At 49.0% G+C, this 25,320-nt stretch carries 23 protein-coding genes; 15 read left to right on the top strand and 8 right to left on the bottom strand.

Annotated elements, in window-relative coordinates; translation table 11 throughout:
• Window positions 1-9: 9 nt before the first annotated feature.
• Window positions 10-720, bottom strand: coding sequence for an ABC transporter ATP-binding protein (locus KO512_RS12405; protein WP_215952672.1), 711 nt, complete (start codon window positions 718-720; stop codon window positions 10-12).
• Complete coding sequence (locus tag KO512_RS12400; protein ID WP_215952671.1) at window positions 717-1,544, bottom strand: ABC transporter ATP-binding protein; 828 nt, start codon at window positions 1,542-1,544, stop codon at window positions 717-719. The genes KO512_RS12405 and KO512_RS12400 overlap by 4 nt, the downstream gene beginning before the upstream one ends.
• A gap of 296 nt (window positions 1,545-1,840) precedes the next feature.
• Between KO512_RS12400 and KO512_RS12395 the strand changes: the two genes are divergently transcribed.
• From KO512_RS12395 to KO512_RS12340, 12 genes are all read left to right on the top strand, one after another.
• On the top strand, window positions 1,841-2,260 hold the full coding sequence (locus KO512_RS12395; RefSeq protein WP_215952670.1) for a MerR family transcriptional regulator: 420 nt from the start codon (window positions 1,841-1,843) through the stop codon (window positions 2,258-2,260).
• A 136-nt stretch (window positions 2,261-2,396) separates the two neighbouring features.
• Window positions 2,397-3,563, top strand: coding sequence for an isovaleryl-CoA dehydrogenase (locus tag KO512_RS12390; protein WP_215952669.1), 1,167 nt, complete (start codon window positions 2,397-2,399; stop codon window positions 3,561-3,563).
• Window positions 3,564-3,686: 123 nt separating this feature from the next.
• On the top strand, window positions 3,687-5,294 hold the full coding sequence (locus tag KO512_RS12385) for a carboxyl transferase domain-containing protein (protein WP_215952668.1): 1,608 nt from the start codon (window positions 3,687-3,689) through the stop codon (window positions 5,292-5,294).
• 14 nt (window positions 5,295-5,308) lie between these two features.
• Complete coding sequence (locus KO512_RS12380; RefSeq protein WP_215952667.1) at window positions 5,309-6,112, top strand: enoyl-CoA hydratase/isomerase family protein; 804 nt, start codon at window positions 5,309-5,311, stop codon at window positions 6,110-6,112.
• 5 nt (window positions 6,113-6,117) lie between these two features.
• On the top strand, window positions 6,118-8,124 hold the full coding sequence (locus KO512_RS12375) for an acetyl/propionyl/methylcrotonyl-CoA carboxylase subunit alpha (protein ID WP_215952666.1): 2,007 nt from the start codon (window positions 6,118-6,120) through the stop codon (window positions 8,122-8,124).
• 2 nt (window positions 8,125-8,126) lie between these two features.
• On the top strand, window positions 8,127-9,047 hold the full coding sequence (locus KO512_RS12370) for a hydroxymethylglutaryl-CoA lyase (protein ID WP_215952665.1): 921 nt from the start codon (window positions 8,127-8,129) through the stop codon (window positions 9,045-9,047).
• A gap of 172 nt (window positions 9,048-9,219) precedes the next feature.
• The gene (locus KO512_RS12365; protein ID WP_215952664.1) at window positions 9,220-9,798 is read left to right on the top strand and encodes a peroxidase-related enzyme; all 579 of its coding nucleotides are present in this window, start codon (window positions 9,220-9,222) and stop codon (window positions 9,796-9,798) included.
• An 86-nt stretch (window positions 9,799-9,884) separates the two neighbouring features.
• Complete coding sequence (locus KO512_RS12360) at window positions 9,885-11,576, top strand: AMP-binding protein (protein ID WP_215952663.1); 1,692 nt, start codon at window positions 9,885-9,887, stop codon at window positions 11,574-11,576.
• Window positions 11,577-11,694: 118 nt separating this feature from the next.
• Window positions 11,695-12,516, top strand: a complete 822-nt coding sequence (locus KO512_RS12355; RefSeq protein WP_303493313.1) for a class I SAM-dependent methyltransferase — start codon at window positions 11,695-11,697, stop codon at window positions 12,514-12,516.
• A 76-nt stretch (window positions 12,517-12,592) separates the two neighbouring features.
• Window positions 12,593-14,017 (top strand): DEAD/DEAH box helicase, encoded by a 1,425-nt coding sequence (locus KO512_RS12350; RefSeq protein ID WP_215952661.1) that lies wholly within the window; start codon window positions 12,593-12,595, stop codon window positions 14,015-14,017.
• Between the two features lie 88 nt (window positions 14,018-14,105).
• Entirely contained in the window at window positions 14,106-15,047 is a 942-nt protein-coding gene (locus KO512_RS12345; RefSeq protein WP_215952660.1) for a ketopantoate reductase family protein, read from the top strand.
• A 39-nt stretch (window positions 15,048-15,086) separates the two neighbouring features.
• Window positions 15,087-15,440 (top strand): HopJ type III effector protein, encoded by a 354-nt coding sequence (locus KO512_RS12340; protein WP_215952659.1) that lies wholly within the window; start codon window positions 15,087-15,089, stop codon window positions 15,438-15,440.
• Between the two features lie 698 nt (window positions 15,441-16,138).
• Here the strand turns inward: KO512_RS12340 and KO512_RS12335 are convergent.
• The 5 genes from KO512_RS12335 to KO512_RS12315 all read right to left on the bottom strand — a co-directional run bounded on the left by KO512_RS12335 (window position 16,139) and on the right by KO512_RS12315 (window position 20,732).
• Window positions 16,139-16,939, bottom strand: coding sequence for a sulfite exporter TauE/SafE family protein (locus KO512_RS12335; protein WP_215952658.1), 801 nt, complete (start codon window positions 16,937-16,939; stop codon window positions 16,139-16,141).
• A gap of 67 nt (window positions 16,940-17,006) precedes the next feature.
• Window positions 17,007-18,569, bottom strand: a complete 1,563-nt coding sequence (locus tag KO512_RS12330) for a SulP family inorganic anion transporter (RefSeq protein ID WP_215952657.1) — start codon at window positions 18,567-18,569, stop codon at window positions 17,007-17,009.
• A 90-nt stretch (window positions 18,570-18,659) separates the two neighbouring features.
• Entirely contained in the window at window positions 18,660-19,268 is a 609-nt protein-coding gene (locus tag KO512_RS12325; protein ID WP_215952656.1) for a nucleoside deaminase, read from the bottom strand.
• A 31-nt stretch (window positions 19,269-19,299) separates the two neighbouring features.
• Window positions 19,300-20,370 (bottom strand): DNA polymerase IV, encoded by a 1,071-nt coding sequence (gene dinB / locus KO512_RS12320; protein ID WP_303493091.1) that lies wholly within the window; start codon window positions 20,368-20,370, stop codon window positions 19,300-19,302.
• Between the two features lie 74 nt (window positions 20,371-20,444).
• Complete coding sequence (locus tag KO512_RS12315) at window positions 20,445-20,732, bottom strand: helix-turn-helix domain-containing protein (RefSeq protein ID WP_215952655.1); 288 nt, start codon at window positions 20,730-20,732, stop codon at window positions 20,445-20,447.
• Between the two features lie 723 nt (window positions 20,733-21,455).
• Here KO512_RS12315 and KO512_RS12310 point away from each other — a divergent pair.
• The 3 genes from KO512_RS12310 to KO512_RS12300 all read left to right on the top strand — a co-directional run bounded on the left by KO512_RS12310 (window position 21,456) and on the right by KO512_RS12300 (window position 24,685).
• Window positions 21,456-23,171 carry a GNAT family N-acyltransferase gene (locus tag KO512_RS12310; protein ID WP_215952654.1) on the top strand — a complete coding sequence of 572 codons (1,716 nt, stop codon included), beginning with the start codon at window positions 21,456-21,458 and terminating at the stop codon, window positions 23,169-23,171.
• 102 nt (window positions 23,172-23,273) lie between these two features.
• Complete coding sequence (locus KO512_RS12305; protein WP_215952653.1) at window positions 23,274-23,972, top strand: VWA domain-containing protein; 699 nt, start codon at window positions 23,274-23,276, stop codon at window positions 23,970-23,972.
• Between the two features lie 68 nt (window positions 23,973-24,040).
• A complete protein-coding gene (locus tag KO512_RS12300; protein ID WP_252735004.1) occupies window positions 24,041-24,685 on the top strand; it encodes a DnaJ domain-containing protein in 645 nt (214 codons plus the stop codon).
• 26 nt (window positions 24,686-24,711) lie between these two features.
• Here the strand turns inward: KO512_RS12300 and KO512_RS12295 are convergent.
• A partial coding sequence (locus tag KO512_RS12295; RefSeq protein WP_215952651.1) for a hypothetical protein occupies window positions 24,712-25,320 on the bottom strand: 609 nt, incomplete at its 5' end.

The raw sequence follows: 25,320 nt of genomic DNA, 5'->3' as shown, positions 1-25,320 counted from the left end.
TTCCGAACCTTAAACACCCAGATAGGTATTTAATAGTTCTGTTTTTTCGGCAAGTTCATCTTGATGAACTTCCTCAACGATATGCCCATGCTCCATAACGTAGTGCCGATCCGCGATAGGAGCTGCGAAACGGAAGTTTTGTTCAACGAGTAAGATCGTCAGACCTCGCTCCTTGAGCATTAATAGAACCTCAGCGAGTTTTTGCACAATTACCGGCGCTAGCCCCTCGGTAATTTCATCGAGAAGTAAAATATTGGCGCCAGTTCTGAGAATACGGGCCATCGCCAGCATTTGCTGTTCACCACCCGATAGACGTGTGCCCTGACTATAACGACGCTCCGCGAGATTAGGAAAGATGTCATAGATCTCTTCGACACTCATGCCATCGGAACGCACATTGGGCGGCAGCATCAGATTTTCTTCAACATTAAGGCTGGAAAATATGCCCCGCTCTTCTGGGCAATAACCGACACCAAGATGGGCAATTTTATGTGCCGCCATGCTGATGGTTTCAGTACCGTTAATATTAATCTTACCGGTACGTCGGCCAACCATATTCATGATCGCTTTCAGCGTAGTAGAGCGCCCTGCACCGTTACGTCCAAGCAGCGTGACCAATTCACCCTGCATAATGGTCATATCGATACCGTGAAGGATATGGGATTCACCGTAATAAGCATGCAGATCATTAATGCGGATCTTTTCACCTGTAGTGCTCATACTTCCTCCCCTTTAGCTGCGCTCGCTTTTCCAGCGACATTAGCCGCGGCAATGGCTTGGGCAACTTCATCATCCGCTTCAACCCCCATATACGCTTCACGTACCTGTGGATCTTGAGACACGGTTTCATAGTCGCCTTCGGTCAAGATGGCACCCCGTTGCAATACGGTGATGGTATCAGCCAGTTGAGCCACAACATGTAAGTTATGTTCAACCATCAAGATGGTGCGATTCGCGGAAACCTTTTTAATCAGGTCGGCAACCACGCTAACATCTTCATGACCCATACCTTGAGTTGGCTCATCCAGCAATAACATCTCTGGATCGAGCGCTAAGGTTGTCGCGATCTCAAGCGCACGCTTACGACCATAGGGTAGATCGACGGTGAGCGCATTAGCATAGTCTTTCAAACCCACTTCATTTAACAACTCATAGGCACGCTCATTGAGCTTGTCCAGCACCTTGACCGACTTCCAGAAATGAAAGCTATTACCCTCTTTACGTTGCAGGGCGATACGCACATTTTCCATCACCGATAGATGCGGAAATACAGCGGAAATTTGGAATGAACGCACAATGCCTTTTCGAGCAATTGCCGCAGACTTCATTGAAGTAATGTCTGCACCGTTATAAAGAATGGTGCCCCGAGAGGGAGTGAGAAATTTTGTCAGCAGGTTAAATACTGTCGTCTTACCGGCACCATTAGGTCCGATCAGCGCATGTATTGTTCCCCGCTCAACCTTAAGATTTACATCATCAACGGCGGTAAAGCCCTTGAATTCCTTAACCAGATTTCTGGTTTCGAGAACATAGTCGGCACTCATGAAGAACCAGCCCCACTTATCTATTTATATTTGTTTTTATTATCAAATGGACAAAAATCAATCTTGCCCATATCAGCCTTGCGACCAAGTTAGCAATTTCCCCTACAGGATAACAAGTAATACTTTAGTCTTATGCTCATCCATTGGTCTTACAATAAACTAGCTAAAACCATATTTATCAATAACTTATATCGAATCATACCAAATGTAACAGTCAGGCAAGATTCGGCAAGATACTTTACGTTTACGTAAACTTCCGCTACATTAGAGGCATATGAGTGATCTGCGAGGTCAGAATGAAAATCAACAATACCGGCACCTTTTCAATCAGCGAGCTGGCTAGCGAGTTTGATGTAACGACTCGTAGCATCCGTTTTTATGAAGATCAGCAGCTACTATTTCCTACTCGCCGCGGGCAAACCCGTATCTACAGCGCGCAGGACAGAGTACGGTTAAAACTGATTTTACGGGGCAAACGCTTGGGCTTCTCGCTTGCAGAGACCCGCGAACTGTTTGAACTTTGGGATGAAACGCCCACCGGCAGCATAAAGCAGCTACAGTTATTGATGGCCAAGATCGAAGAAAAAAAAGCCGCTCTTGAGCAACAGTTAAACGATATCGCCATGTTACAGCTCGAACTGGATAGCGCAGAAACCCGCTGCCGCGAGGCGATGAATGAATTATCAGCAAAAACAGAAATTGAGAAGTCGGTATAGAGCACTGCAATAATGCAACCCTTTACCAAATAAACTAGGTTAGTGACTAACCAACAACAATAAACGCAAACCGGAAACGGTCAGGACAGCCATTAACGACTAGCCCTACCAACTCCTAAAGCCAGGTGGACATAAAATGATTGCACAGTATAGCTCACTTAATTTTGGACTCGGCGAAACGCTCGATATGCTGCGAGAGCACGTGAATAGTTTTGCTGCACAGGAGATCGCCCCTCGCGCCGATCAGATCGACCGCGATAACGAGTTCCCCAATGATCTATGGCGCAAATTTGGTGATATGGGCTTGTTAGGGATTACTGTTAAAGAGGAATACGGCGGTGTTGGCATGGGCTATCTGGCCCACATGATTGCGATGGAAGAGATCAGCCGTGCATCTGCCTCTGTTGGCCTATCCTATGGCGCGCATTCAAACCTGTGTATCAACCAGATCCACCGTAACGGTACTCATGAGCAAAAACTCACTTACCTACCGAAGCTGATCAGCGGCGAACATATCGGCGCACTGGCTATGTCTGAGCCGAATGCCGGTTCTGACGTTGTGTCCATGAAATTGACGGCGCGCGACAACGGTGATCATTACCTGCTGAACGGCAACAAGATGTGGATCACCAATGGTCCAGATGCTAACACCTACGTGATTTATGCCAAAACCGATGTTGCTGCCGGCGCTAAAGGAATTACAGCCTTTATCGTTGAACGTGACTACCCTGGCTTTTCTCGTCACCAGAAACTCGACAAACTGGGTATGCGTGGCTCCAACACCTGTGAACTGGTTTTCCAAGACTGCCCAGTGCCCAAAGAAAACATCCTCGGCGAACTGAACGGCGGTGTTCGCGTATTGATGTCTGGCCTAGACTACGAACGACTGGTACTAGCAGGCGGCCCACTGGGCATTATGCAAGCGGCGATGGATATCACCATTCCTTACACCCGTGATCGGGTTCAGTTTGGTAAAGCGATCGGTGAGTTTGAAATGGTACAGGGCAAAGTAGCCGATATGTACACCCTCATGAACGCCTCTAAATCCTACGCTTACACCGTTGCCCAATCCGCAATGCGCGGCGAGACGTCACGTAAAGACTGTGCTGCGGTCATCCTCTATACCGCTGAGATGGCTACCAAGATTGCACTCGACGCCATTCAGCTACTCGGCGGCAACGGTTACATCAATGAGTTCCCAACCGGTCGCTTGCTGCGTGACGCTAAACTATACGAAATCGGCGCAGGCACCTCTGAGATCCGCCGGATGCTGATCGGCCGCGAACTATTCCTGAATAAATAGACCCGTTTTATCAGTGGATCCTTCGTCGAAGGTTTGAGGGGCATCACTTGCCCCTCGTTTTTCACTCAAAACGATACCAGATACCGATGCAACGCCCAACCAGCGAACATCAGAGGAACAGCAATGGCTACCATAACAACAAAAATTAACCCTCGGGCTGAGGAGTTTCGTGCCAATTACGATGCGATGGCCAACGAGGTAAACGATCTACGCAACAAAACAGCCCAAATTCATCAGGGTGGCGGCGCTAAATACCAAGAACGTCACCTATCTCGCGGGAAATTACTGCCCCGAGAACGTATTAATACGCTGCTAGATGACGGCTCTCCACTGTTAGAACTCTCTCAACTAGCCGCCTATAAAGTGTACGATGACGATGTACCCGCTGCGGGTATCATCACCGGCATCGGCCGGGTTAGCGGTATCGAATGTATGATTATCGCCAACGATGCCACCGTTAAGGGCGGCACTTATTTCCCGCTGACCGTGAAGAAACACCTTCGCGCTCAAGAGATTGCGGAACAAAACCACCTGCCCTGTATCTACCTAGTCGATTCAGGTGGTGCCAACCTGCCACAACAGGATGATGTGTTCCCCGACCGTGATCACTTCGGCCGTATATTTTACAACCAGGCCCGCATGTCTGCCAAAGGGATTCCTCAAATTGCCGTCGTCATGGGGTTGTGTACTGCGGGCGGCGCTTATGTTCCCGCCATGGCTGACGAATCCATTATTGTGCGTGATCAAGGCACCATCTTCCTAGCCGGTCCGCCACTGGTAAAAGCCGCCACCGGTGAAGTGGTAAGTGCTGAAGACCTAGGCGGTGCCGATGTGCACTGTAAAGTCTCGGGTGTGGCCGATCATTACGCTGAAAATGATGCTCATGCGCTGGAGATTGCACGTACCTGCGTCGCCAATCTCAACCGTCGTAAAGAGATCAACATCAAGACTCAAGCGACTAAAGAGCCGCTCTACCCTGCCGATGAGTTATACGGCATTGTCGGCACCGACTTGAGAAAACCCTACGATGTACGTGAAGTGATTGCGCGTATCGTCGATGGCTCTGAATTTGATGAATTCAAAAAACTCTATGGCACCACCTTAATAACAGGTTTTGCCCATATTCATGGTTATCCCGTAGGTATTATCGCCAACAATGGAATTTTGTTTGGTGAATCCGCACAGAAAGGCGCTCACTTTATCGAGCTCTGCTGTCAACGCAAAATACCACTCCTGTTCCTGCAAAACATTACCGGCTTTATGGTTGGTCAAAAGTATGAAGCGGAAGGTATCGCCAAACATGGTGCCAAGATGGTTACCGCTGTGGCCTGTGCCGATGTGCCTAAATTCACCGTACTGATCGGTGGTAGCTTTGGTGCCGGCAACTACGGCATGTGTGGTCGTGCCTATAGCCCTAACCTAATGTTTATGTGGCCGAACGCACGAATCTCTGTGATGGGTGGTGAACAGGCTGCCGGCGTACTGGCAACCGTTAAACGTGACAATATGGATCGCACCGGTGAAAGCTGGTCTGAAGAAGAGGAAGCTCGCTTCAAACAGCCTATCATCGACACCTATGAACATCAGGGCCATCCTTATTATGCGTCTGCTCGGCTTTGGGATGATGGCGTTATCGATCCAAAACAAACCCGCGATGTGATCGGCATGAGTCTATCTGCCGCCCTCAATAAGCCGGTGGGCGAAACCCACTTCGGCGTATTCCGGATGTAATGGAGAGCCTGCAGATGTCGATCAAACAAAAACAATTTGTGCTGCTGGAAAAAAGCAGTAACGGTATCGCTGAACTGATTATCAACCGCCCTGAAGTGCACAATGCTTTCGATGATGCGGTTATCGAACAGCTTATCGAGCAGCTAGAAGCGACCCAAATAGATCCAGAGGTTCGGGTGTTAGTGCTACGCTCACGCGGCAAGAATTTTTCTGCCGGTGCCGACTTAGCTTGGATGAAACGCATGGCTAACAACACCCATGAAGAAAATCGGGTGGATGCGGGTCGTCTAGCAAAACTAATGGAGCTGCTAAATAACCATAGCAAACCAACCATTGCCCTGATCCAAGGCGCTGCCTATGGCGGCGCAGTCGGTCTCGCCGCCTGCTGCGACATTGTCATCGCAGCCGAAAGCAGTGCTTTCTGCTTGTCGGAAGTCAAAATCGGCTTGATCCCCGCCGTCATCAGCCCCTATGTCGTTCGGGCCATTGGTGAACGTCAATCGCGCCGCTATTTCCTCACCGCTGAACCCTTCTCAGCCCGCGCTGCACAAAACTATGGTTTAGTGCATGAAGTGGTCGAGAACGTTGAGCAACTGGACGAAGCCTGTGACCGCATGACCGCTACGCTGCAAAAAAACAGCCCACAGGGGATGCAAGCCGCGAAACAGCTTATCTATGCCGTTAGTCAAAAAGAGATCACTGCTGAAGTGATTGATGACACCGCCTGTCGCATCGCCGATATCCGTGTCAGCGACGAGGGTCAGGAAGGGCTTAGCTCCTTTCTGCAAAAGCGTAAACCGAACTGGATTCAGGAGTAAACGGCATGTTTAATAAAATTTTAATTGCTAACCGTGGGGAGATCGCTTGCAGGGTTATCCAAACCGCCCACCGCATGGGTATCCGCTGTGTCGCCGTCTACTCTGAAGCCGACAAAAACGCCCGTCACGTCGCCATGGCCGATGAAGCCTTTCTACTAGGCCCTGCGCCGAGCAGTGAAAGCTACCTGCGTGGCGATAAGATTCTTGAGATCGCGATACAGTCCGGTGCCCAAGCGGTACACCCTGGATACGGTTTCCTGTCGGAAAATGCTGCCTTCGCCAAATCCTGCTTCGATAACGGTATTGAGTTTATCGGGCCACCAACCGGTGCTATCGAGGCGATGGGCTCAAAGTCTGCCGCTAAAGAGATTATGTCTCATGCTTCGGTGCCTCTGGTGCCGGGCTATCATGGCGAAGATCAATCACCTGAAGTATTAAAAGCCGAATCCGTTCGCTGTGGTTTTCCTCAACTGCTGAAAGCCGTCGCCGGTGGTGGCGGTAAAGGGATGCGGGTGGTCGAATCGATCGAAGAGTTCGATGAAGCACTGGTATCGGCCTGCCGCGAAGCGAAGAACGCCTTCGGTAACCCCGATATGCTAATCGAGCGTTATCTCACCCAACCCCGCCACGTTGAAATCCAAGTGTTCTGTGATAAACAGGGCAATGGGGTCTATCTGGCGGAACGGGACTGCTCAGTCCAGCGCCGCCATCAAAAAGTTATTGAAGAAGCACCGGCACCCAATTTGCCGGATGCCACCCGCAAAGCGATGGGTGAAGCTGCGGTCCGCGCCGCACAAGCGATCGATTATGTTGGCGCGGGCACTGTCGAGTTTCTCTACGATGTCGATGGTTCATTTTACTTTATGGAGATGAACACCCGCTTGCAGGTTGAACACCCGGTCACAGAGATGATTACCGGTCAAGACTTGGTCGAATGGCAACTGCGCATTGCCAGCGGCGAGCCGTTGCCTCTACAGCAGGATGAAGTCCGTATTAACGGCCATGCACTGGAAGCTCGCGTCTACGCTGAAGATCCGGATAACGACTTTTTACCGGCCACCGGCACCCTGCGTTATCTACGCACCCCTGAAGAAAACCGGCATGTACGGGTTGATACTGGGGTCGTCGAAGGCGATGAAGTGAGTGTATTTTACGATCCGATGATCGCTAAACTGATCGTTTGGGATGATGACCGTGACCGTGCGATCGCCCGTATGGAGCAAGCCCTTGAGGAATATCGCATCAGCGGCTTGACCACCAATCTGCGTTTCTTACGCAACCTTGCCGGCAGTGCACCGTTTAAAGCGCTGGATCTGGACACCGGTTTTATTGATAAACATGAACAGCTGCTGTTCCCTGCCAGCAACCTAAACACTGCGTTCTGTTTAGTGATGGCGGCCTGTTTCTTTAGCGAAAAAACCAAGCAGCAGGCTAATAACCCCGACGACCCCTATTCGCCATTTGGTTATCAGAATAACTGGCGCTTAAATTCTGAGTATGCTCGCCCGCTAACGCTGATTCACGCCGAAACAGACTATCACCTCAATATTCTGGAGCAAAGCACTCAAGAACAGGGGCAATATCTGGTTCAGATTGATGATGCCAGCTATCAGGTTAGCGCTGCGTTGACCGATGATCTGTTAAAAGTGGTGATTAACGGTCATCAGTTGAGTGTTCATCTATATAACGACGGCGACCACCTCACCCTGTTCCACGATGGTGAGCAGTTTATTTGCGAACAACATCGTGAAAGCTTTGGTAATGATGATCATGCGGCGGATAACAGTTTGACCGCTCCCATGAACGGTGCCGTTGTGGCCGTATTGGTTGAATCTGGACAAAGCGTTAAAGCCGGTGAGACGTTAGTTATCATGGAAGCGATGAAAATGGAGCATAGCCTCAAAGCACCCCATGACGGTACCGTCGCAGAGATCTATTTTGCCGAGGGCGACCTAGTTGCCGATGGTGCCGAGTTGATCTCACTTAATGCACTTGATATCGCGGAGGCATAATCATGGCGTTCCCAAAGGCAATCCGCTTATTTGAGATGGGCGCCCGGGATGGGCTACAAAATGAATCGGGGCCGGTGATTGATACGGCGGTTAAAGTGGAGCTGATTAATCAACTCAGCGAAACGGGCCTAAACCATATCGAAGCGGCGAGTTTTGTATCCCCCAAATGGGTGCCACAAATGGGGGATGCCGCGGCGGTGATGGCCGGCATCAACCGCAAACCGGGCGTTATTTACTCAGCCCTAACCCCCAACCTTAAAGGGTTAGAAGCCGCTATCGCGGCAGGCGTTGATGAGGTGGCCGTATTTGGCGCTGCCTCAGAAGCGTTTACGCAGAAAAATATTAACTGCTCCATCAAAGAAAGCTTAGAGCGCTTCGCCCCGGTGATTGAACTAGCTCAGACGCATGCCATCCGCGTCAGGGGTTATGTTTCCACCGTACTAGGCTGTCCATATGAAGGTGATATAGACCCTGCACAGGTAGCGATGGTGAGCCGTGCGTTACTGGATATGGGTTGCTATGAAATATCCCTGGGAGACACCATCGGTGTCGGCACACCGCTAAAGGCAAAACGAATGTTAGAGGCGGTCAGCAAACAGGTACCCGTCGATAAACTGGCGGCTCATTTTCACGATACCTACGGCCAAGCACTCGCTAATCTTTATGCAGTCATTGAAGAAGGGGTTGCCGTGATCGATGCGTCAGTTGCAGGGCTAGGCGGTTGTCCTTATGCCAAAGGTGCATCAGGTAATGTTGCCACCGAAGATGTGCTGTATATGCTCAATGGACTAGGGATAGAAACCGGTGTCGACCTGCATAAACTGGCCCGCACAGGCCATTGGATTAGCGCACAACTGGGGCGCAGTAGCGGCTCGAAGGTCGCACTCGCGATGGGCTGTCATGAAACAGCTAACCCCACATAGGAGCGTTATCAGACGTTTGAGTTCAGGCAGAAACCTTTACTTCTGTGTTTCTAGCCTGAATTTTTATCTTGAACTGATATAAGGGTTTACCCTAGTATAAGATAAAAATAAGTATTACTCAGAACCGTCTATCTGTGCACTCTGAAGGACAAAAATAATACGGAGTAAGACAATGTCTCAACCAGATCATATTACCGCGCTAGACCTTAAATACCCTTCACGGGATGAACTTCCCGCTGACGTCAAAAAATACTTCGACGTTTGTGACAATAAGCTAGGTATGGTTCCCAACGTCCTAAAAGCTTACAGCCAGAATATGGCTCAGTTCGAGGTTTTCTCTAAGTACTATAACGAACTGATGTTTGGCGAAAGCAATCTAACCGCTCTGGAACGCGAGATGATCGCGGTGGCGGTCTCGTCACAAAATCACTGTTTTTACTGCATCGTCGCCCATGGAGCAGCGGTGCGAAAATATTCCGGTGACCCCGCTTTAGGCGAGTTGATCGCCATCAACTATCGCGCCGCCGAACTCTCTGTACGCCATCGCGCTATGCTCGATTTTGCCGTCAAGATGACCGTTTCGCCGGACTCCATTGTCGAGAGTGACCGTCTGGCTCTCAGAGAGGCAGAATTTAGCGACCAAGACATTTGGGATATTGCTAACGTAGCAGGCTTTTACAATATGACTAACCGGGTAGCCGGTGCCGTTGATATGCAGCCAAACCCTGAATACCACGCGCTCGCAAGATAACAATTACACAGCAAAGATACGTCCTATCAGGATGATAGAACGTAAGACCAACCCCGATCTATAAAAACAACGATGGGAATAATTCAATGAGCATCACACAACCCAGCTATACCAGCGGCACCAGCAACACTCCTTTGCTGGGCATGACCATTGGCGATAAATTTGATGAAACCTGCGCCACCTATCCTGATAACGATGCATTAATCGTGCATTATCAGAATATTCATTGGAGTTACGCAGAACTACAAGCAAAGGTAGAGCAGTGCGCCCGCGCCCTCCTCGCACTCGGCATAGAACCTGGTGACCGTATTGGCATCTGGTCCCCAAATACCGCGCAGTGGACAGTCACACAATTTGCTACCGCTAAAGTCGGCGCTATTCTGGTCAATATCAATCCAGCATACCGTCTGCATGAACTGGAATACGCACTCAACCAATCAGGTACCCGCTTCCTCGTAACCGCCGATACATTCAAGAGCTCTAACTACACCCAAATGCTGCTAGAGCTAGCCCCTGAACTGCATGAATGCGAAAAAGGGCAACTCAAATCAGCCAAGTTGAAAACGCTGGAATGCATTATCAACCTGTCGGATGAGCAACATCCCGGCATGTGGCGTTGGGATGACTTTGTTGAGCAGGCGGATAAAGTCGATCTACAACAAGTCAAAGATATTCAGGTAACCCTGCAATTTGATGATCCTATCAATATTCAGTACACCTCAGGCACAACCGGTTTTCCTAAAGGCGCTACGCTGAGCCACCACAATATTCTAAACAACGGTTTCTTTGTCGCTGAAAGCCAGAATTTCACCCACAAAGACCGCGTGATCATCCCCGTGCCTCTCTACCATTGCTTTGGTATGGTGATGGGTAATCTCGGCTGCGTTACCCATGGCTCTACCATGATCTACCCAACCGACGGTTTCGAGCCTAAAGCGGTGCTCGAAGCAGTACAAAAAGAGAAAGCCACCGCGCTGTATGGCGTACCGACCATGTTCATTGCCGAACTAGAGCATCCCGATTTCGACAATTACGACCTTTCGAGCCTGCGAACCGGCATTATGGCTGGCTCTATCTGTCCGGCTGAGGTCATGAAAGCGGTCAACTCAAAAATGAATATGAAAGAGGTTCAGATCGCCTACGGGATGACCGAAACTAGCCCAGTATCGACCCAGACCGCCGCGGATGACCCCTTCGACAAGCAGGTCACGACTGTCGGCCGCACCCAACCGCATCTAGAAAGCAAAATCATCGATCCCCTCACCGGACGCGTGTCTCCTCGTGGAGAAATCGGCGAACTTTGCACCCGCGGTTACAGTGTCATGATCAAATACTGGAACAATGAAGACGGTACCAAAAAAGCGATTGATGATAATGGCTGGATGCATACCGAAGATCTCGCCACGATGGATGAAGAGGGTTATATTCAGATCGTCGGCCGCATCAAAGATATGGTGATCCGCGGTGGCGAAAACGTCTACCCGAAAGAGATCGAAGAATTTCTTTATACTCACCCCAATATCACCGATGTTCAGGTGACGGGCGTACCGGATAAAAAATATGGAGAGGAACTGATCGCTTGGGTTAAGTTAAGTGTTGATTCTGAAAGTGTTACCGAGCACCAGCTACGGGAGTTCTGCAAAGGACAGATCACTCACTTCAAAATTCCTCGATATTTTAAGTTTGTCGATGAGTTCCCAATGACAGTTACCGGCAAAATCCAGAAATTCAAGATGCGCGAGATCTCGATCAAAGAACTCGGCCTAGATGATATCTAAGGCTTCTGGATGATATTATACGGGGTCTAATGACCCCGTTTTTAGTGTTTAACCCCGCCAAACACCGAATGATGTCACCTACTACGACTGACTAACGATTAACCGCAAGGATATGCCGGTGGATATTGATCAACATTACAGCCATCACACAGATGAAACCTTTCTGCTGCAACAGCTACGCAAACGCTACCCTGACGGCCCTTCTATCTATCAGTTAGCCCCTTTAGACCAACTTCATATTGGCGGCATCAAAGCCTCAGAAAAGCTATTACTGCAACTCGAGACACTTAAACCAGCCCGCATTCTTGAAATAGGTTCAGGCATAGGTGGCCTGATGCGAATGCTCACAGCGAATAAAGCTGCCGAAGTGGTGGGCATTGATATCACTCATCGTTTTAATCGGCTCAACCAAGCCATTAGCGGACTGACAGATCCTGCGACATCCCCAGCAGTGATTACCTGTGATGCCCGACAACTGCCCTTTGCCAATGACAGCTTTGACTGCATTATTTTTCAGCACAGCCTGCTGAACATTCCACACACTGACCTCTGTTTACAGGAGTGTCGTCGGGTGCTCAATACTGAAGGCTCGCTGCTGTTACACGAGGTTCTGCAAGGACCAAACCCACACAGTATGCGTTACCCCGTCCCTTGGGCGAGCAGCGCAAAACAATCACACCTCATTACCTTTGAAGCGATGAGCGGATTATTACAGCAGAATAATTTTACGCTAGAGCGGGCTGAAAACTGGTCCAATGAAGCGTTACAATGGCGTCAACGACAGGCTAACAAAGAAGATTCAGGAAAGTCTGTAACCGCCCTGTCACCCACAAAAATTCTGGGTGAGGCATTCAGTCAGATGGGCCCCAATGTGATGGCTAATTTAAATGCCGGTGCAGTGGAAGTCTGGCAACTGAGTTGTCACGGACAAAAGCTATAATCACTGCCATTTCGACTGCCTTTCCTGTATCCTTCGGCCTCCTGTCATTTCGACAATGTAGTTATAGAGAGTATGCATGAAATTTACTGATCTGGGCCTATCGGCACCGATACTTGATGCCGTTACCGATAAAGGTTACGAGACCCCTTCGCCGATTCAGGCCCAAGCGATTCCGGCGGTACTGGAAGGCAAAGACCTAATGGCGGCGGCCCAGACTGGCACCGGCAAAACCGCAGGCTTCACCCTGCCCCTGCTCGAGCTGCTAAGCCATGGTGAACGCGCCCAAGGCACCCAGATTCGGGCGCTGATTCTCACCCCGACCCGAGAACTTGCGGCTCAGGTAGCTGAAAGCGTCGGTGACTATGGTAAAAACCTGCCATTACGCTCGGCTGTTGTTTTTGGTGGTGTCAGTATCAACCCTCAGATGATGCAACTGCGTAAAGGGGTCGATATTCTGATCGCCACCCCAGGCCGGTTGATGGACCTGTATAACCAAAATGCCGTCAAATTCAACAAAGTTGAAGTGCTGGTACTGGATGAAGCCGACCGCATGCTGGATATGGGCTTTATCCATGACATTAAAAAGATCATTAATCTGCTGCCGAAACAGCGCCAGAATTTAATGTTCTCTGCCACCTTCTCTGACTCAATTCGGACGCTAGCCAAAGGCCTGGTTAATAATCCTGTTGAGATCTCTGTCGCTGCACGCAACACCACCGCTAGCAACGTTAAGCAGTGGATTTGCCCCGTTGACAAGAAACAGAAATCCGCTCTTTTCAGCCATCTACTGGCAGAACACCAGTGGCATCAGGTCTTAGTTTTCACCCGCACTAAGCGTGGCGCGAATCAACTGTGCAAACACCTCGATTCTGAAAACGTTAAAGCAGCCGCCATTCACGGTAACAAAAGCCAATCAGCCCGCACCAAGGCGTTGTTAGAATTCAAACAGGGTAAAATTCAAGTATTGGTCGCCACCGATATCGCCGCCCGTGGCTTGGATATAGATCAGCTTCCTCAGGTTGTTAACTTTGATCTACCCAATGTTCCCGAAGACTATGTACACCGTATTGGTCGTACAGGACGCGCCGGGGCCAGCGGTCAGGCAATATCACTCGTCAGCGCCGATGAATTTGACCAGCTCTCTGATATTGAACACCTGATTGGTCGAATACTCGAACGGGAAGAGATCCTTGGTTTTCAACCCCTGCATAATCTACCAGAATCGAGCTTGAGCAACCGTAAACGTAAGCCGAATAAGCCGAAAAGAGCCAAGCCACAAAACGGTCATCAAGACGGACAACGCTCAGGCGATGCTGCTCGGGGACACAAGCCAGCCGGTAAAAATAAGCGCCATCGCAGCAGTACTGGCAATCGCCAAGAGCAGGGAAATACGGCGGCTAAACCCGCTGCCCGCAGTGGTCGCACCAACACAGGTAATGCCCCAGCCAAGCCAGGAAACCGTCGCCCAGCGCGTAGTACGCCTAGTACAGGCCGAAGCTAATCCTCTAGCTTATAATCCAACTGGAAATCATCCGCGCATCAGGTAAAGTGCTACTCTCATTCCAGTAACTATATGAGTAGGTAACATAATGCGTTTTCTTGTTATTGGCGCGGGTGGCATTGGCTGCTACTACGGCGCCAGACTACAATTGCAGGGTCATCAGGTTTCTTATCTAGCCCGTGGCGCACACCTGCAAGCGTTACAAAATAGCGGCCTAACCATCAGTCATCCCCAACTCGACTTCAACCAACCGGTTGACGCGCTGGATATGGATCAGCTGCAAAGCCGCTATCAATGCCATGATTTCGACCTTATTCTTTTAACACTAAAAGCCGGCGCTACCACCAGCATACTGACACAGCTAGCTGACTGGCTAAACACCTCAGAGACACCGGTTTTATCTTTACAGAATGGCGTTGATAATGAGCCGGTGATAGCCCAAGCACTAGGGCGCCACCGAACGCTCGGAGGACTCGCGGTACGTATCGGCGGCCACATCACAACCCCAGGTAAGATTGAAGCCACCGGTCCAGCCCAGATAGTGATGGGTAGCTGGCCTAATCATCATAGTGAACAGATTTTTCCAACAGCGGCTTTGACAGCCTTTGCAAACCTATTTAACGAAGCGGGTATTCCAACGCAGTTAACCGATGATATCCGCTATGAATTATGGCGGAAGCTGATCATCAACAATGGTGTAAACCCCCTATCAGCCCTCACCCGTCTTGATACACGCTCTCTGACTTCTCACCCAACCTTTGGCAAAACTGTCTATCGGATGATGCAGGAAGTCGCCATGGTATCGCCTGCGGATGATGTCACACTCAGCCCAGCAGACATCGATGAGATGTTTGACTTAATTTGTAATTTTGATGCCATTAAAACCTCAATGCTCGTCGACAAAGAGAAAGGTCGCCCTCTCGAGCTAGGCGGTATCAGCGGCGCAGTCATCCAACGCGCGGCTAAATTAAATATCGAGGTTCCGAATACCGAACTCGTTCACGCCCTACTATTACAACAAGAACAGTAGTACCCCATTATATTTCATCGATTCACACAGGAGTCCCGAATGGACCTGCAACAGTTTATCCAACAACTCGATCAACCTAATAGCATTGACTTTGAAGACACCATCGCCGTTATCGAAGCCAACTATGACTACACCCCTACCCGCTTTATGAATGGCCAGCTCATTAATGAAGCAGGTACCAATGAAGGCTCCTGTAAAATATTTGCCTTTGCCCAATTGAACAACCTATCAAAACAACAAACCCTTAACTGTTTCGGACGCTTCTATCATCAAGACGTTCTAGCGCATCCGAATGGCAGCGACCACGGCAATATCCGTAACTTTATCGCCCACGGCTGGTCTGGTGTGTCTTTTGATAAAGCACCACTGTCCCCAAAAAATAATAGACTCTGAAGTTAGTGTGGTTAATCAATACTAATTAATAAGCTCGCAACGAACTGTCGCGACAAAAAGACACTGAAGTCGTCTAATAAAGACAGTTTTAAGACTTTTTCCTATATCAAGGTTTTATCAATATCGCCATAATCACTTCCGTTGGATCGACACTCTTCAAGGACTGAAGAACAAGCTGGGGGAACAAGGACGTGGTCAGGCGATAAGGAGAAGACCTAGGGCAGGACGCTGATAGGTATTTCGCTAAAAAAAACCCATGGACGGGAGGCCTCTTCTAGGATGATGAAGAGGCTGCAGTAAGGAACTGCTTCAACCACAGTGGAAATGATTATAGAAAAAAGAGCTCAGGCAACTGCAGCTCTTTTTTTTATATGCTGAGCGCCAAACCCACTCATCCTCGTAAGGTGCCGGTGAGGCACGAACCGCACCGACCAGCGTCAACACCACTCACCCTCGTAAGGTGCCGGTGAGGCACGAACCGCACCGACCAACATCAAACCCACTCACCCTCGTAAGGTGCCGGTGAGACACCAGCGCCAACACCACTCACCCTCGTAAGGTGCCGGTGAGGCACGAACCGCACCGACCAACATCAAACCCACTCACCCTCGTAAGGTGCCGGTGAGGCACGAACCGCACCGACCAGCGCCAAACCCACTCATCCTCGTAAGGTGCCGGTGAGGCACGAACCGCACCACTTAAATGACCGAACTAATCATCTTAACGGCCAAACCTAGCAGCAATAACGCAAACACTTTTTTTAGCACGGGAATCGGCAGCAGATGCGCCACATGCGCGCCCACAGGCGCCATTATCGAACTCATTAACGAAATCAACACAACACCTGGCAGATAGATAAAACCGACCACATAATCGATCTGCAGATCAGCTGACAGACCATTGACGATATAACCTATCGTACCGGCCACCGAAATGGGCAAACCGATAGCTGCAGAGGTACCAATGGCCTTCTTCACATCAATATTGTGCCAGCTAAGATAAGGCACGGTCAGGGTTCCACCCCCAATTGAAACCAGCGCAGAGATACTGCCAATAACACTGCCGGCGGCAAACAGTGCCGGCGTTCCCGGCAGATCTCTACTCGGTTTAGGTTTGATATTGAGAAACATCTGAGTCGATGCGTATACCAAAAAGCAGGAGAAAAAGATTCCCAGAAATTCAGAACTCAACACCGACGCCAGAAACGTTGCCAGAAAAGCCCCAACTACGATACCCGGTGCAATCCGCTTTACCACCGACCAAATCACGCCGCCTCTCTTGTGGTGAGCCCGCATACTGGAGATCGACGTAATAACAATCGACGCCATTGAAGTTCCCAGCGCCAGATGAACCACCTGATCCGCAGGAATTCCCTGCCAAATAAACAGCGAGGTGAGCACCGGCACCATGACTAGACCGCCACCAATGCCCAGCAAGCCTGCTAGAAACCCAACAACGGTCCCCAGCACAACAAAGGCAAGTATCAGTTCAATTTCCATTATTCATATTCCCAATAGATAAAAACCGCGACAATGGTCGCGGTTTTGCAAAATATAATCAGTGCAATCAGCCTAGCTTATCGGCCGCGACCTTATAATCAGGATCCTTTTCCCGATCAATCTCAACGGCGGAACCCGCTTTTTCTAGCAAACGAATACACTCATCGCTCAAGTGACGAATATGAATATCGATATTGGCTTTCTCGTACCGTTCAACCAAAGAATCGATCACTTCAACACCAGAATGATCCATTACACGACAGTTAGCGAAATCGATAATCACTTCTTGCGGGTCAAACTTAGGCGTAAAGTTATCCCGAAATGCCTGCACTGAACCAAAGAAAAGCGGACCATGGGGCTTATAAACCTTCAAAAAACCGTTATTTTCAACACTAGTATCGACTTGCATATGCTTGGCATGCTTCCAGGCAAACACCAACGCAGAGACAATCACACCCACAATCACGGCAATCGCCAAATCCGTAGCCACCGTGACAACGGTCACAATCACCACCACCAGTGCATCAGAGGGTGGGATTTTACGCATCAAATTCAGACTAGCCCACTCGAAAGTGCCGATGACGACAATAAACATAACCCCGACCAATGCCGCTACTGGAATGATTTCAATCCAACTAGAACCCACCAAAATAAAGAGCAGCAAAAAGAGTGCGGCCGAGATGCCGGACGCCCGTCCAGTACCGCCGGAGCCAATATTGATCATACTCTGACCGATCATTGCGCAGCCGCCCATACCACCGAAGAAGCCGGTTGCTACATTGGCTACACCCTGACCTACGCATTCCCGGTTACCCCGACCGCGAGTTTCGGTAATCTCATCGATCAACGTCAACGTCAGCAACGATTCAATCAAACCAATCGCTGCCAAAATCAGCGCATAAGGGAAAATAATACGCAGGGTCTCAAAATTAATATCTACCATCGGAATATGAAATTGCGGCAGACCACCGGCAATGCTCGCGGCTGGATCACCCGTCATGTCCGCCAGAACATCCTGTACACTGCGAGCGGCATCAATATCCAATCCAACAACCAGACCTGTCACCACCAGAATAGCCACTAATGTCGATGGCACCGCTTTGGTTAATTTAGGCAAGAAATGGATAATCGCCATCGTCAGTGCCACCAAACCCAGCATCACGCCCAACTGATATCCTTGCATCCAGCCCAGCACACCATCGGCATCCGCAACCTGAAACTGCTTCATCTGCGCCAAAAAGATAACAATAGCCAAACCGTTTACAAATCCTAGCATCACCGAATGGGGCACCATGCGGATAAACTTACCTAAGCGGAAAACCCCTGCCAATATTTGCAGAACCCCCATTAACACTACCGTAGCAAACAGATATTCAACACCATGCTCAGCGACAAGGCTAACCATGACCACCGCTAACGCACCGGTGGCACCGGAGATCATCCCCGGACGACCACCAATCGAAGCGGTAATCAATCCCACCATAAAGGCGGCATAAAGACCAACCAACGGATCCACCCCAGCAACAAACGCGAAGGCTACGGCTTCCGGAACCAGCGCCAACGCAACCGTAAGGCCGGATAGCACATCGGATTTCATGCTTTGAGAACGTTTATAAATCAACTGCAGCATAATAAAATACTTTTCCTGAATTGAGGTCTTGAAAGAGGACGGGCGGCGAAAAAGCGCGATTATAGCACTGAGCAACTGCACAAAACAGCATCATGGACGGATATAGGTCAACAGCTTGCGACGTAATACATCTTGGTGAGCGCTAGCAATATCGCCGGCAAGCCGCCTTACCGGTTCAGAGAGATGCGCTTTATAATGATTTTGCAACTGCATCAAATTACGCCATGCTGGGGGTAACTTATCAGCATGGGTTAACATTCCCCCTTGTGGATCATCGGCCATATAGCGTACCGACCCAATACCAGAAAGCAGCAACCGAGTAAGACACATTGGACAGGGCTCCAGCGTCACCAGTAACGTCAACTTAGCCGTCGGATATGGCACAAGCCCCGCCTCAAGTTGATCCACCAGCAGCATTTCAGCATGAGCATGACTATGGTAACGACCATGACCATCTTCACTAAACACCCGATTTTCAGACTGCGCCACCACGTTTCCCTGCGGATCAACCAGCAGTGCCGCTACCCCGTAATTCCCCTGTTCCAGCGCATCGAGCGCCAAACGACAAGCATACAACCCCCGACTATCATCTCTATAGTGACTATCCGGCTGCAGCAGACTTAGGCGTTCAATTAAAGCCACTATCTGTCTATCACCCTGAGTCGCCGACGATGTTTCATCCTGACGCATCTTACCCATCGGTAACACCTCTCTCGCCTGAGATTTTAGCCTAGTCGATCAACTTCAACTGCACCGCCTGTTGCTGATTTTTAGGCTGTAAACGATAGCCTACGCCAATTAGACGCACAGCTTTTTTACCTCGAAACCAAGCCTCCTGACACAGGTGTTGATACAATGCCAACGGACACTCAGAAGCACTTTGCTCAACCGTGGTCTGAGAAAAGTCAGAAAACTTTAACTTAATCACTGCGCCAGCCACTTCACGCTGCTCGGCATGTTTTTCAAACCGTTGCGCAAGCTCAGCCAGCATAACCGGTAATTTTTCGATACAGCATGCAAGATTCGGCAGATCAACTGCAAAGGTATGCTCCACACTGATCGACTTACGCTCTCGAGAAGTTCTCACCGGCCGATCATCAATACCGCGACTGAGTTCATATAGTCGCTTACCAAATCGACCAAACCGATCCACCAGTTGAGCCATACTTAAGGTTCTCAAATCAGCACAGGTCTCAATGCCCATCTGCTGCAACTTAGCCGTCGTCACCTTACCGACGCCAAAAATTTTTTTGACCGGTAATTGCAACACAAAAGCTTCCAACTGATCCGGAGTGATAACGCATAACCCATCGGGTTTATGCCAATCACTGGCAATTTTAGCAACAAATTTATTTGGCGCGACCCCTGCCGAGATAGTAATACCCACCTGTTCTTCAACCCGCTGACGTATCTCCTGCGCGATAAAGGTGGCGCTACCACCTTTAAGGGTAGACCCTGTCACATCAAGATAAGCCTCATCCAGAGACAGCGGCTCAATCTGATCCGTATAGTCAGCATAAATAGACATGATCGCCGCCGACGCTTGCCGGTATTTTTCCATATTACCAGGAATGACTTTAAGACTGGGACACAGCTTCATCGCATGGGCCGTTGCCATGGCTGAATGAATGCCAAACTTTCTTGCGGGGTAATTACAGGTGGAGATCACACCACGACGGTCAGATGAACCACCAATGGCTAAGGGGATATCACTCAGGGAAGGATCATCGCGCATCTCAACAGCAGCAAAGAAACAATCGCAATCACAATGAATAATTTTTCGTACCAGCGTATCGGTCACTTCATGGCCCAGATTAATACAATCTCATTTTGTATTTATCCAAGCCTACTACGAAATACTGTATAAAAGAACAGTTATTTAGCCTCCAATGCTCGCTTCACACTCTCAATATTTTTTTCTAACCAAACTGGGTTAATCGCACCCCAGTTATCGATCACATAATAACCATCATTATTACGCCGTCCATCCTGCTTAAAATAGACATTAATGCCCATGCCGGGTATCGCTTTAATCACATCTTGAATGGTACGCCGCGGCCAAGCGGTTTGTTCCATTAAAACAGGCACACTGGGACGTTCCGTGGTTGCGATTAGATGTGAGATATACAACCGGCGCGCAAACGTCCTGTTGAGATTTTCCATGAGACTTCGGTTTCCTTTAAACAAACGAGTTTAGCGCTAATCACCTAAAATTCGTTATTGCTAATTTAGTAAACTACATTATAAGGCTTCCGCCCAATAACCTGCAAATATTCACAGTAAAAATAAGTAACAACCCCTATATGAACGCTACTCAGCGCTGAAATTAGCCCTCCAGTAAAAAGCCTCTAAGCTGAAGCCTCTAAACTAAAACCTCTAAACTGAAGCTTCTAAATTAAAGTATAGACAACTGAGGGAAATCTGATCATGACCAATAAAATCAACAAGCCACATGAGCATAATCATCCCTTTAACGACAAACGTTCGGGAGCCGATCGACGCCAGTATAAAAAAACGACGAGAGCCGATACGCTTCGAAGCCAACCATCGGAAAAAATCATGGTCGACGTCAGGAGGACAAAGATCCGTGGAAAGACGCTCTCGCGCTGAAGTAAGCCCACCATAAGAGACTCGCCAAATAAAAGGCCTTCCTAATAAAAGCCCCCAAATAAAAGACCCGCCAAGTTCTACTCATTAACATCGACTGATTGAACCTACGGGTTAACGTCACTGATTAGGCTCTGTCTGATTAAACGCTGACTCATTAAACCTGCCCGATTGAGCCCTATCCTCTTGTCACCAGATAGTCATGTTTCTGCCAAGCTACTGTCACAAAAATCACATAAATTGATTCGGGTGAACAATAATAGTTAAAGGTCGACAATCGTGATCAATGTTGAACAGGTTATCACCCATAAATACCCCTCTTTTGCCTCCAAGCCCTCGGCGATTCGTAATACAGCACTGTTTGTTTTACGCCGTATCTTCCATGAGCAGGAGGTCAACAGCTTTCTCGAAGAAAACAGTCGCTACCAAGGGTTCGATTTTATTGATCGGGTTTTAGATTACTTTAATTTCACTTACACCCTAAGCAATAAAGACCTTATGAATATCCCCTCTAGCGGGCGTGTGCTTATCATTGCGAATCATCCATTAGGAGCCCTCGACGGACTCGCATTGTTAAAAATGATTGGCGAAATCCGTAAGGATGTACGCATTGTCGCTAATGATATGCTGTCGTCATTCACCCAACTGAGCCCACTGTTGCTACCGGTCGACAATCTGAATAAAGCCACCCGCAAACAGGATATTGCCAATATCAGTAATGCGCTGCATAACGAAGAAGCGGTCATCGTCTTTCCCGCGGGCGAAGTCTCCCGCGCAGGCCCCACCGGTATTAAAGACAGTCACTGGAACCAAGGGTTTCTTCACTTTGCTAAAAAAACTAATAGCCCTATCTTACCGATCTTCATTGGCGGGAAAAATTCATCTCTGTTTTACACCGTATCCGGTATCAATAAAGCGCTTGCCGCCTTGCTACTACCACGAGAGATGTTCAATAAGCGCACCATGAACCTGCCTTTTAAAATCGGCGAACCGATTCCCTACAGTCAGTTAGATAAACTCCCTGTTGCGGGTCAAGAAAAGTGCAAGATGGTGCGCAAACATCTCTATCGCCTCGCTAAAGGCCGCAAGCCGATATTCAAAACCGAAAAAACCATTGCTCATCCACAGGATCGCCAAGCGTTAAAAAAGGAACTCAAGCAAGCGGAACGACTAGGCGAAACAGCTGATGGCAAAAGAATCTACTTGTTCGATTACCATGCGGACTCGGCGGTCATGCGAGAAGTTGGCCGGCTGCGAGAAGTATCCTTCCGCTGTGTCGGCGAGGGTACCGGGGAAAAGCTCGATATAGATCGTTATGATGCCCATTATCGCCATCTAATTCTCTGGGATGAGGAGGAACTGGAAATCGTCGGTGCCTACCGTCTCGCCGAAGCTTGGAAAATGAATAACAGTGAAGATGATCAGCTGTATAGCTCAACACTGTTTAACTATACCCCTGCAATGCAGCAATACTTTGAGCAGGGTATAGAACTCGGTCGCAGTTTTGTGCAACCTAAATACTGGGGTAAGCGGAGCCTCGATTATCTTTGGTATGGTATCGGTGCGTATCTTAAACGGCATCCTAACGTACGTTACATGTTTGGACCGGTCAGTCTTAGCAACAGTTATCCACAACACGCTAAAGACCTACTCGTACACTTTTACCGTCTCTATTTCCCAGACAGGGACAACCTAGGTAAATCATTTACCCCTTATCACCTTAAACCGGAAGCGACCAAAGACCTGCAAGCCCTCTTCTGTGGTAACGACTACAAAGAAGACTTCAAAATACTGAAGCAACAGATGGACTTCCTTAATTGCGCCGTCCCCACACTGTATAAGCAATATGCAGATGTCTGCGAAGCGGGCGGCGTACGCTTTCTAGATTTCGGTGTCGATGCTGACTTTAATTTCTGCGTCGATGGCTTAGTACTCGTCGATATGGATTACCTTAAAGCGAAAAAAAGAGCGCGCTACATTGGCGAGATAAACTAACATTCTCAGGATTAAACCCACAAAGGGGCTGCAAGGCCTCTTTTTTTCTGCCAGACTTTCGAATAGACACCCATGTTCAATCACTATTCAGGTCTAAACCCTATGAAAGATAAACGCGCCCTGAGCCCGATATCCAGCGATCAGGAGATTGAAGCCTTCCTGCAGCAGGCAAAACAACTGACGGTGCCTCATAACGATGCTCGGTTAATATTTGCATTGGATGCCACCGCCAGCCGCGAAAAAACCTGGGATCATGCCTGTCACCTGCAAAGCGAGATGTTCCTCCAGACCCAAGAATTGGGCAAGCTATCGGTACAACTATGTCATTACGGTGGTCTGCATCAATTCAGCGCCAGTACCTGGCTACGGGACACTAACAGTCTACTCAACCAGATGAACCAAGTTCACTGCCTCGGCGGTCATACTCAAATTGCTCGCCTACTACAACACAGTCTAAAACAGACACGTCAACAGGCAGTCCAAGCCATTATTTTTATCGGCGACAGCGTTGAAGAACCGGTTGATTTTCTCTGTCAGCTAGCCGGGCAACTGGGCATTCATTCGACACCACTCTTTATCTTCCAAGAGGGCCGTGATATTACCGCCGCCAGCGCGTTTAAACAGATGGCTAAACTGTCAGGCGGGGCATACTGTCGTTTTGATAACAGCAGTGCCGCCACCTTAAAAGCGTTATTAAGCGCGGTCGCAGTGTATGCTACCGGTGGCCGACGTGCGCTACTTGAATACGCCAAACATGGGCACCCCGATATTTTGCAACTCACTCATCAGCTCAAATCTTAAGGATTCAAACCTTGAACCCCATTGTACTTATATTGCTAAGCTTAGTTTTACTCTGTTGGTTCCTTTGGTTGCGCACCAAATCACCTGCGGATCAACGTAAGGCAAACTTAATGTTGTTGGCGGCAGTCCTCGCCGCCGCCCTCTTTTATCTAACGTTTACCGGTAAGCTGAGCTGGATCGGCGCGGTGTTCGCCCTTTTGCTCCCCTTCTCTCGACGGTTAATTCCGATGATTCCGGTACTGGGTAAACTCTTCCAGCATTACAAGAGTAACCAACAAACCTCAGGCAATGCCTCTAAAGTGCAAAGCAGAATTCTCAACATGCAGCTCGATCACGATAGTGGTTCTCTTGAAGGCGAGGTACTTGAAGGCCCTTTACAGGGACGCCAGCTTAGCACCTTGAGTGAAAATGAATTTATCGACTTACTGAGTTACTGTCGTCAACACGATGAGCAATCCGCCCGTCTACTGGAAACCTATCTAGATAAACGCTTTGGTGATAGCTGGCGTAAAGATGATAGTAACACCGCAGAAACATCCGAGACCGACAAGGCTTATCAGATTCTCGGGCTTGAAGCCGGCGCATCAAAAGAGGAGATTATTGAAGCACATCGTCGTTTGATGCAAAAACTCCATCCAGACCGTGGAGGCAGCGACTACCTTGCCGCAGAGATTAATCAGGCTAAAGATCTTCTACTAAAAAACTTTTCCTAAACCGCACTGAACGGCTTGAGGATCTTTTAATGATGATCGTTATCATCAACAATAATTTCATTGAGGAGTTCATCATCAATATCTGCTGCCTGTACCGGCGCGTCCTCTAACAGGGTATCGGTTAGCAAAGACGGCGGCTGGGCAGAAGGCAGCAAGGAAGAAGGTTGTTGCGTCGGCGCTTCTACAAACGCCGATGCTTTGATCAGCGGCGGTTTGTCAGTTGGATTAGCGTTCTCAGCAGGCAACCGCTGCCCACCCGGAAGGTCTGAAGGCTGCCAAAGTTGAAACGTTGCCCCCAATGCAGCCAAACGATCAGAGCCTGTTTGTAACACTAGCTGACCGTTGGATGCTCGACGGAATAACATGAGATATTCATGCTTTTCGGCATCTCGCATACTGAAGATCAACTTGCCGGATTGCAGATATTGCCACTGGCCATGCTCCGTCACCGCCTTTCCAAATGAATCACGGCTCACCAACTGGACTTTATAGTCTTTAGACAGTTTAAACATCACCTGATGTCCACCCTGAGGCTGATACCAGTAAAACCCCGCTACCTCGGTTATTGCTGGACGGCCCTGTCGAGCGCACCCCTCATACGACAGCCCCAAAAAAGTCATCTGCGCCGTTAACGG

Source organism: Amphritea atlantica, from assembly GCF_018860855.1.
Classification (GTDB): Bacteria; Pseudomonadota; Gammaproteobacteria; order Pseudomonadales; family Balneatricaceae; genus Amphritea; species Amphritea atlantica_A.
This window is presented reverse-complemented; position numbering and strand designations above follow the sequence as displayed.

Excerpts from the sequence above, each read along its gene's own strand:
- KO512_RS12405 (WP_215952672.1), bottom strand. The coding sequence starts at position 720 with ATGAGCACTACAGGTGAAAAGATCCGCATTAATGATCTGCATGCTTAT.
- KO512_RS12400 (WP_215952671.1), bottom strand. The coding sequence starts at position 1,544 with ATGAGTGCCGACTATGTTCTCGAAACCAGAAATCTGGTTAAGGAATTC.
- KO512_RS12395 (WP_215952670.1), top strand. The coding sequence starts at position 1,841 with ATGAAAATCAACAATACCGGCACCTTTTCAATCAGCGAGCTGGCTAGC.
- KO512_RS12390 (WP_215952669.1), top strand. The coding sequence starts at position 2,397 with ATGATTGCACAGTATAGCTCACTTAATTTTGGACTCGGCGAAACGCTC.
- KO512_RS12385 (WP_215952668.1), top strand. The coding sequence starts at position 3,687 with ATGGCTACCATAACAACAAAAATTAACCCTCGGGCTGAGGAGTTTCGT.
- KO512_RS12380 (WP_215952667.1), top strand. The coding sequence starts at position 5,309 with ATGTCGATCAAACAAAAACAATTTGTGCTGCTGGAAAAAAGCAGTAAC.
- KO512_RS12375 (WP_215952666.1), top strand. The coding sequence starts at position 6,118 with ATGTTTAATAAAATTTTAATTGCTAACCGTGGGGAGATCGCTTGCAGG.
- KO512_RS12370 (WP_215952665.1), top strand. The coding sequence starts at position 8,127 with ATGGCGTTCCCAAAGGCAATCCGCTTATTTGAGATGGGCGCCCGGGAT.
- KO512_RS12365 (WP_215952664.1), top strand. The coding sequence starts at position 9,220 with ATGTCTCAACCAGATCATATTACCGCGCTAGACCTTAAATACCCTTCA.
- KO512_RS12360 (WP_215952663.1), top strand. The coding sequence starts at position 9,885 with ATGAGCATCACACAACCCAGCTATACCAGCGGCACCAGCAACACTCCT.
- KO512_RS12350 (WP_215952661.1), top strand. The coding sequence starts at position 12,593 with ATGAAATTTACTGATCTGGGCCTATCGGCACCGATACTTGATGCCGTT.
- KO512_RS12345 (WP_215952660.1), top strand. The coding sequence starts at position 14,106 with ATGCGTTTTCTTGTTATTGGCGCGGGTGGCATTGGCTGCTACTACGGC.
- KO512_RS12340 (WP_215952659.1), top strand. The coding sequence starts at position 15,087 with ATGGACCTGCAACAGTTTATCCAACAACTCGATCAACCTAATAGCATT.
- KO512_RS12335 (WP_215952658.1), bottom strand. The coding sequence starts at position 16,939 with ATGGAAATTGAACTGATACTTGCCTTTGTTGTGCTGGGGACCGTTGTT.
- KO512_RS12330 (WP_215952657.1), bottom strand. The coding sequence starts at position 18,569 with ATGCTGCAGTTGATTTATAAACGTTCTCAAAGCATGAAATCCGATGTG.
- KO512_RS12325 (WP_215952656.1), bottom strand. The coding sequence starts at position 19,268 with ATGGGTAAGATGCGTCAGGATGAAACATCGTCGGCGACTCAGGGTGAT.
- KO512_RS12315 (WP_215952655.1), bottom strand. The coding sequence starts at position 20,732 with ATGGAAAATCTCAACAGGACGTTTGCGCGCCGGTTGTATATCTCACAT.
- KO512_RS12305 (WP_215952653.1), top strand. The coding sequence starts at position 23,274 with ATGAAAGATAAACGCGCCCTGAGCCCGATATCCAGCGATCAGGAGATT.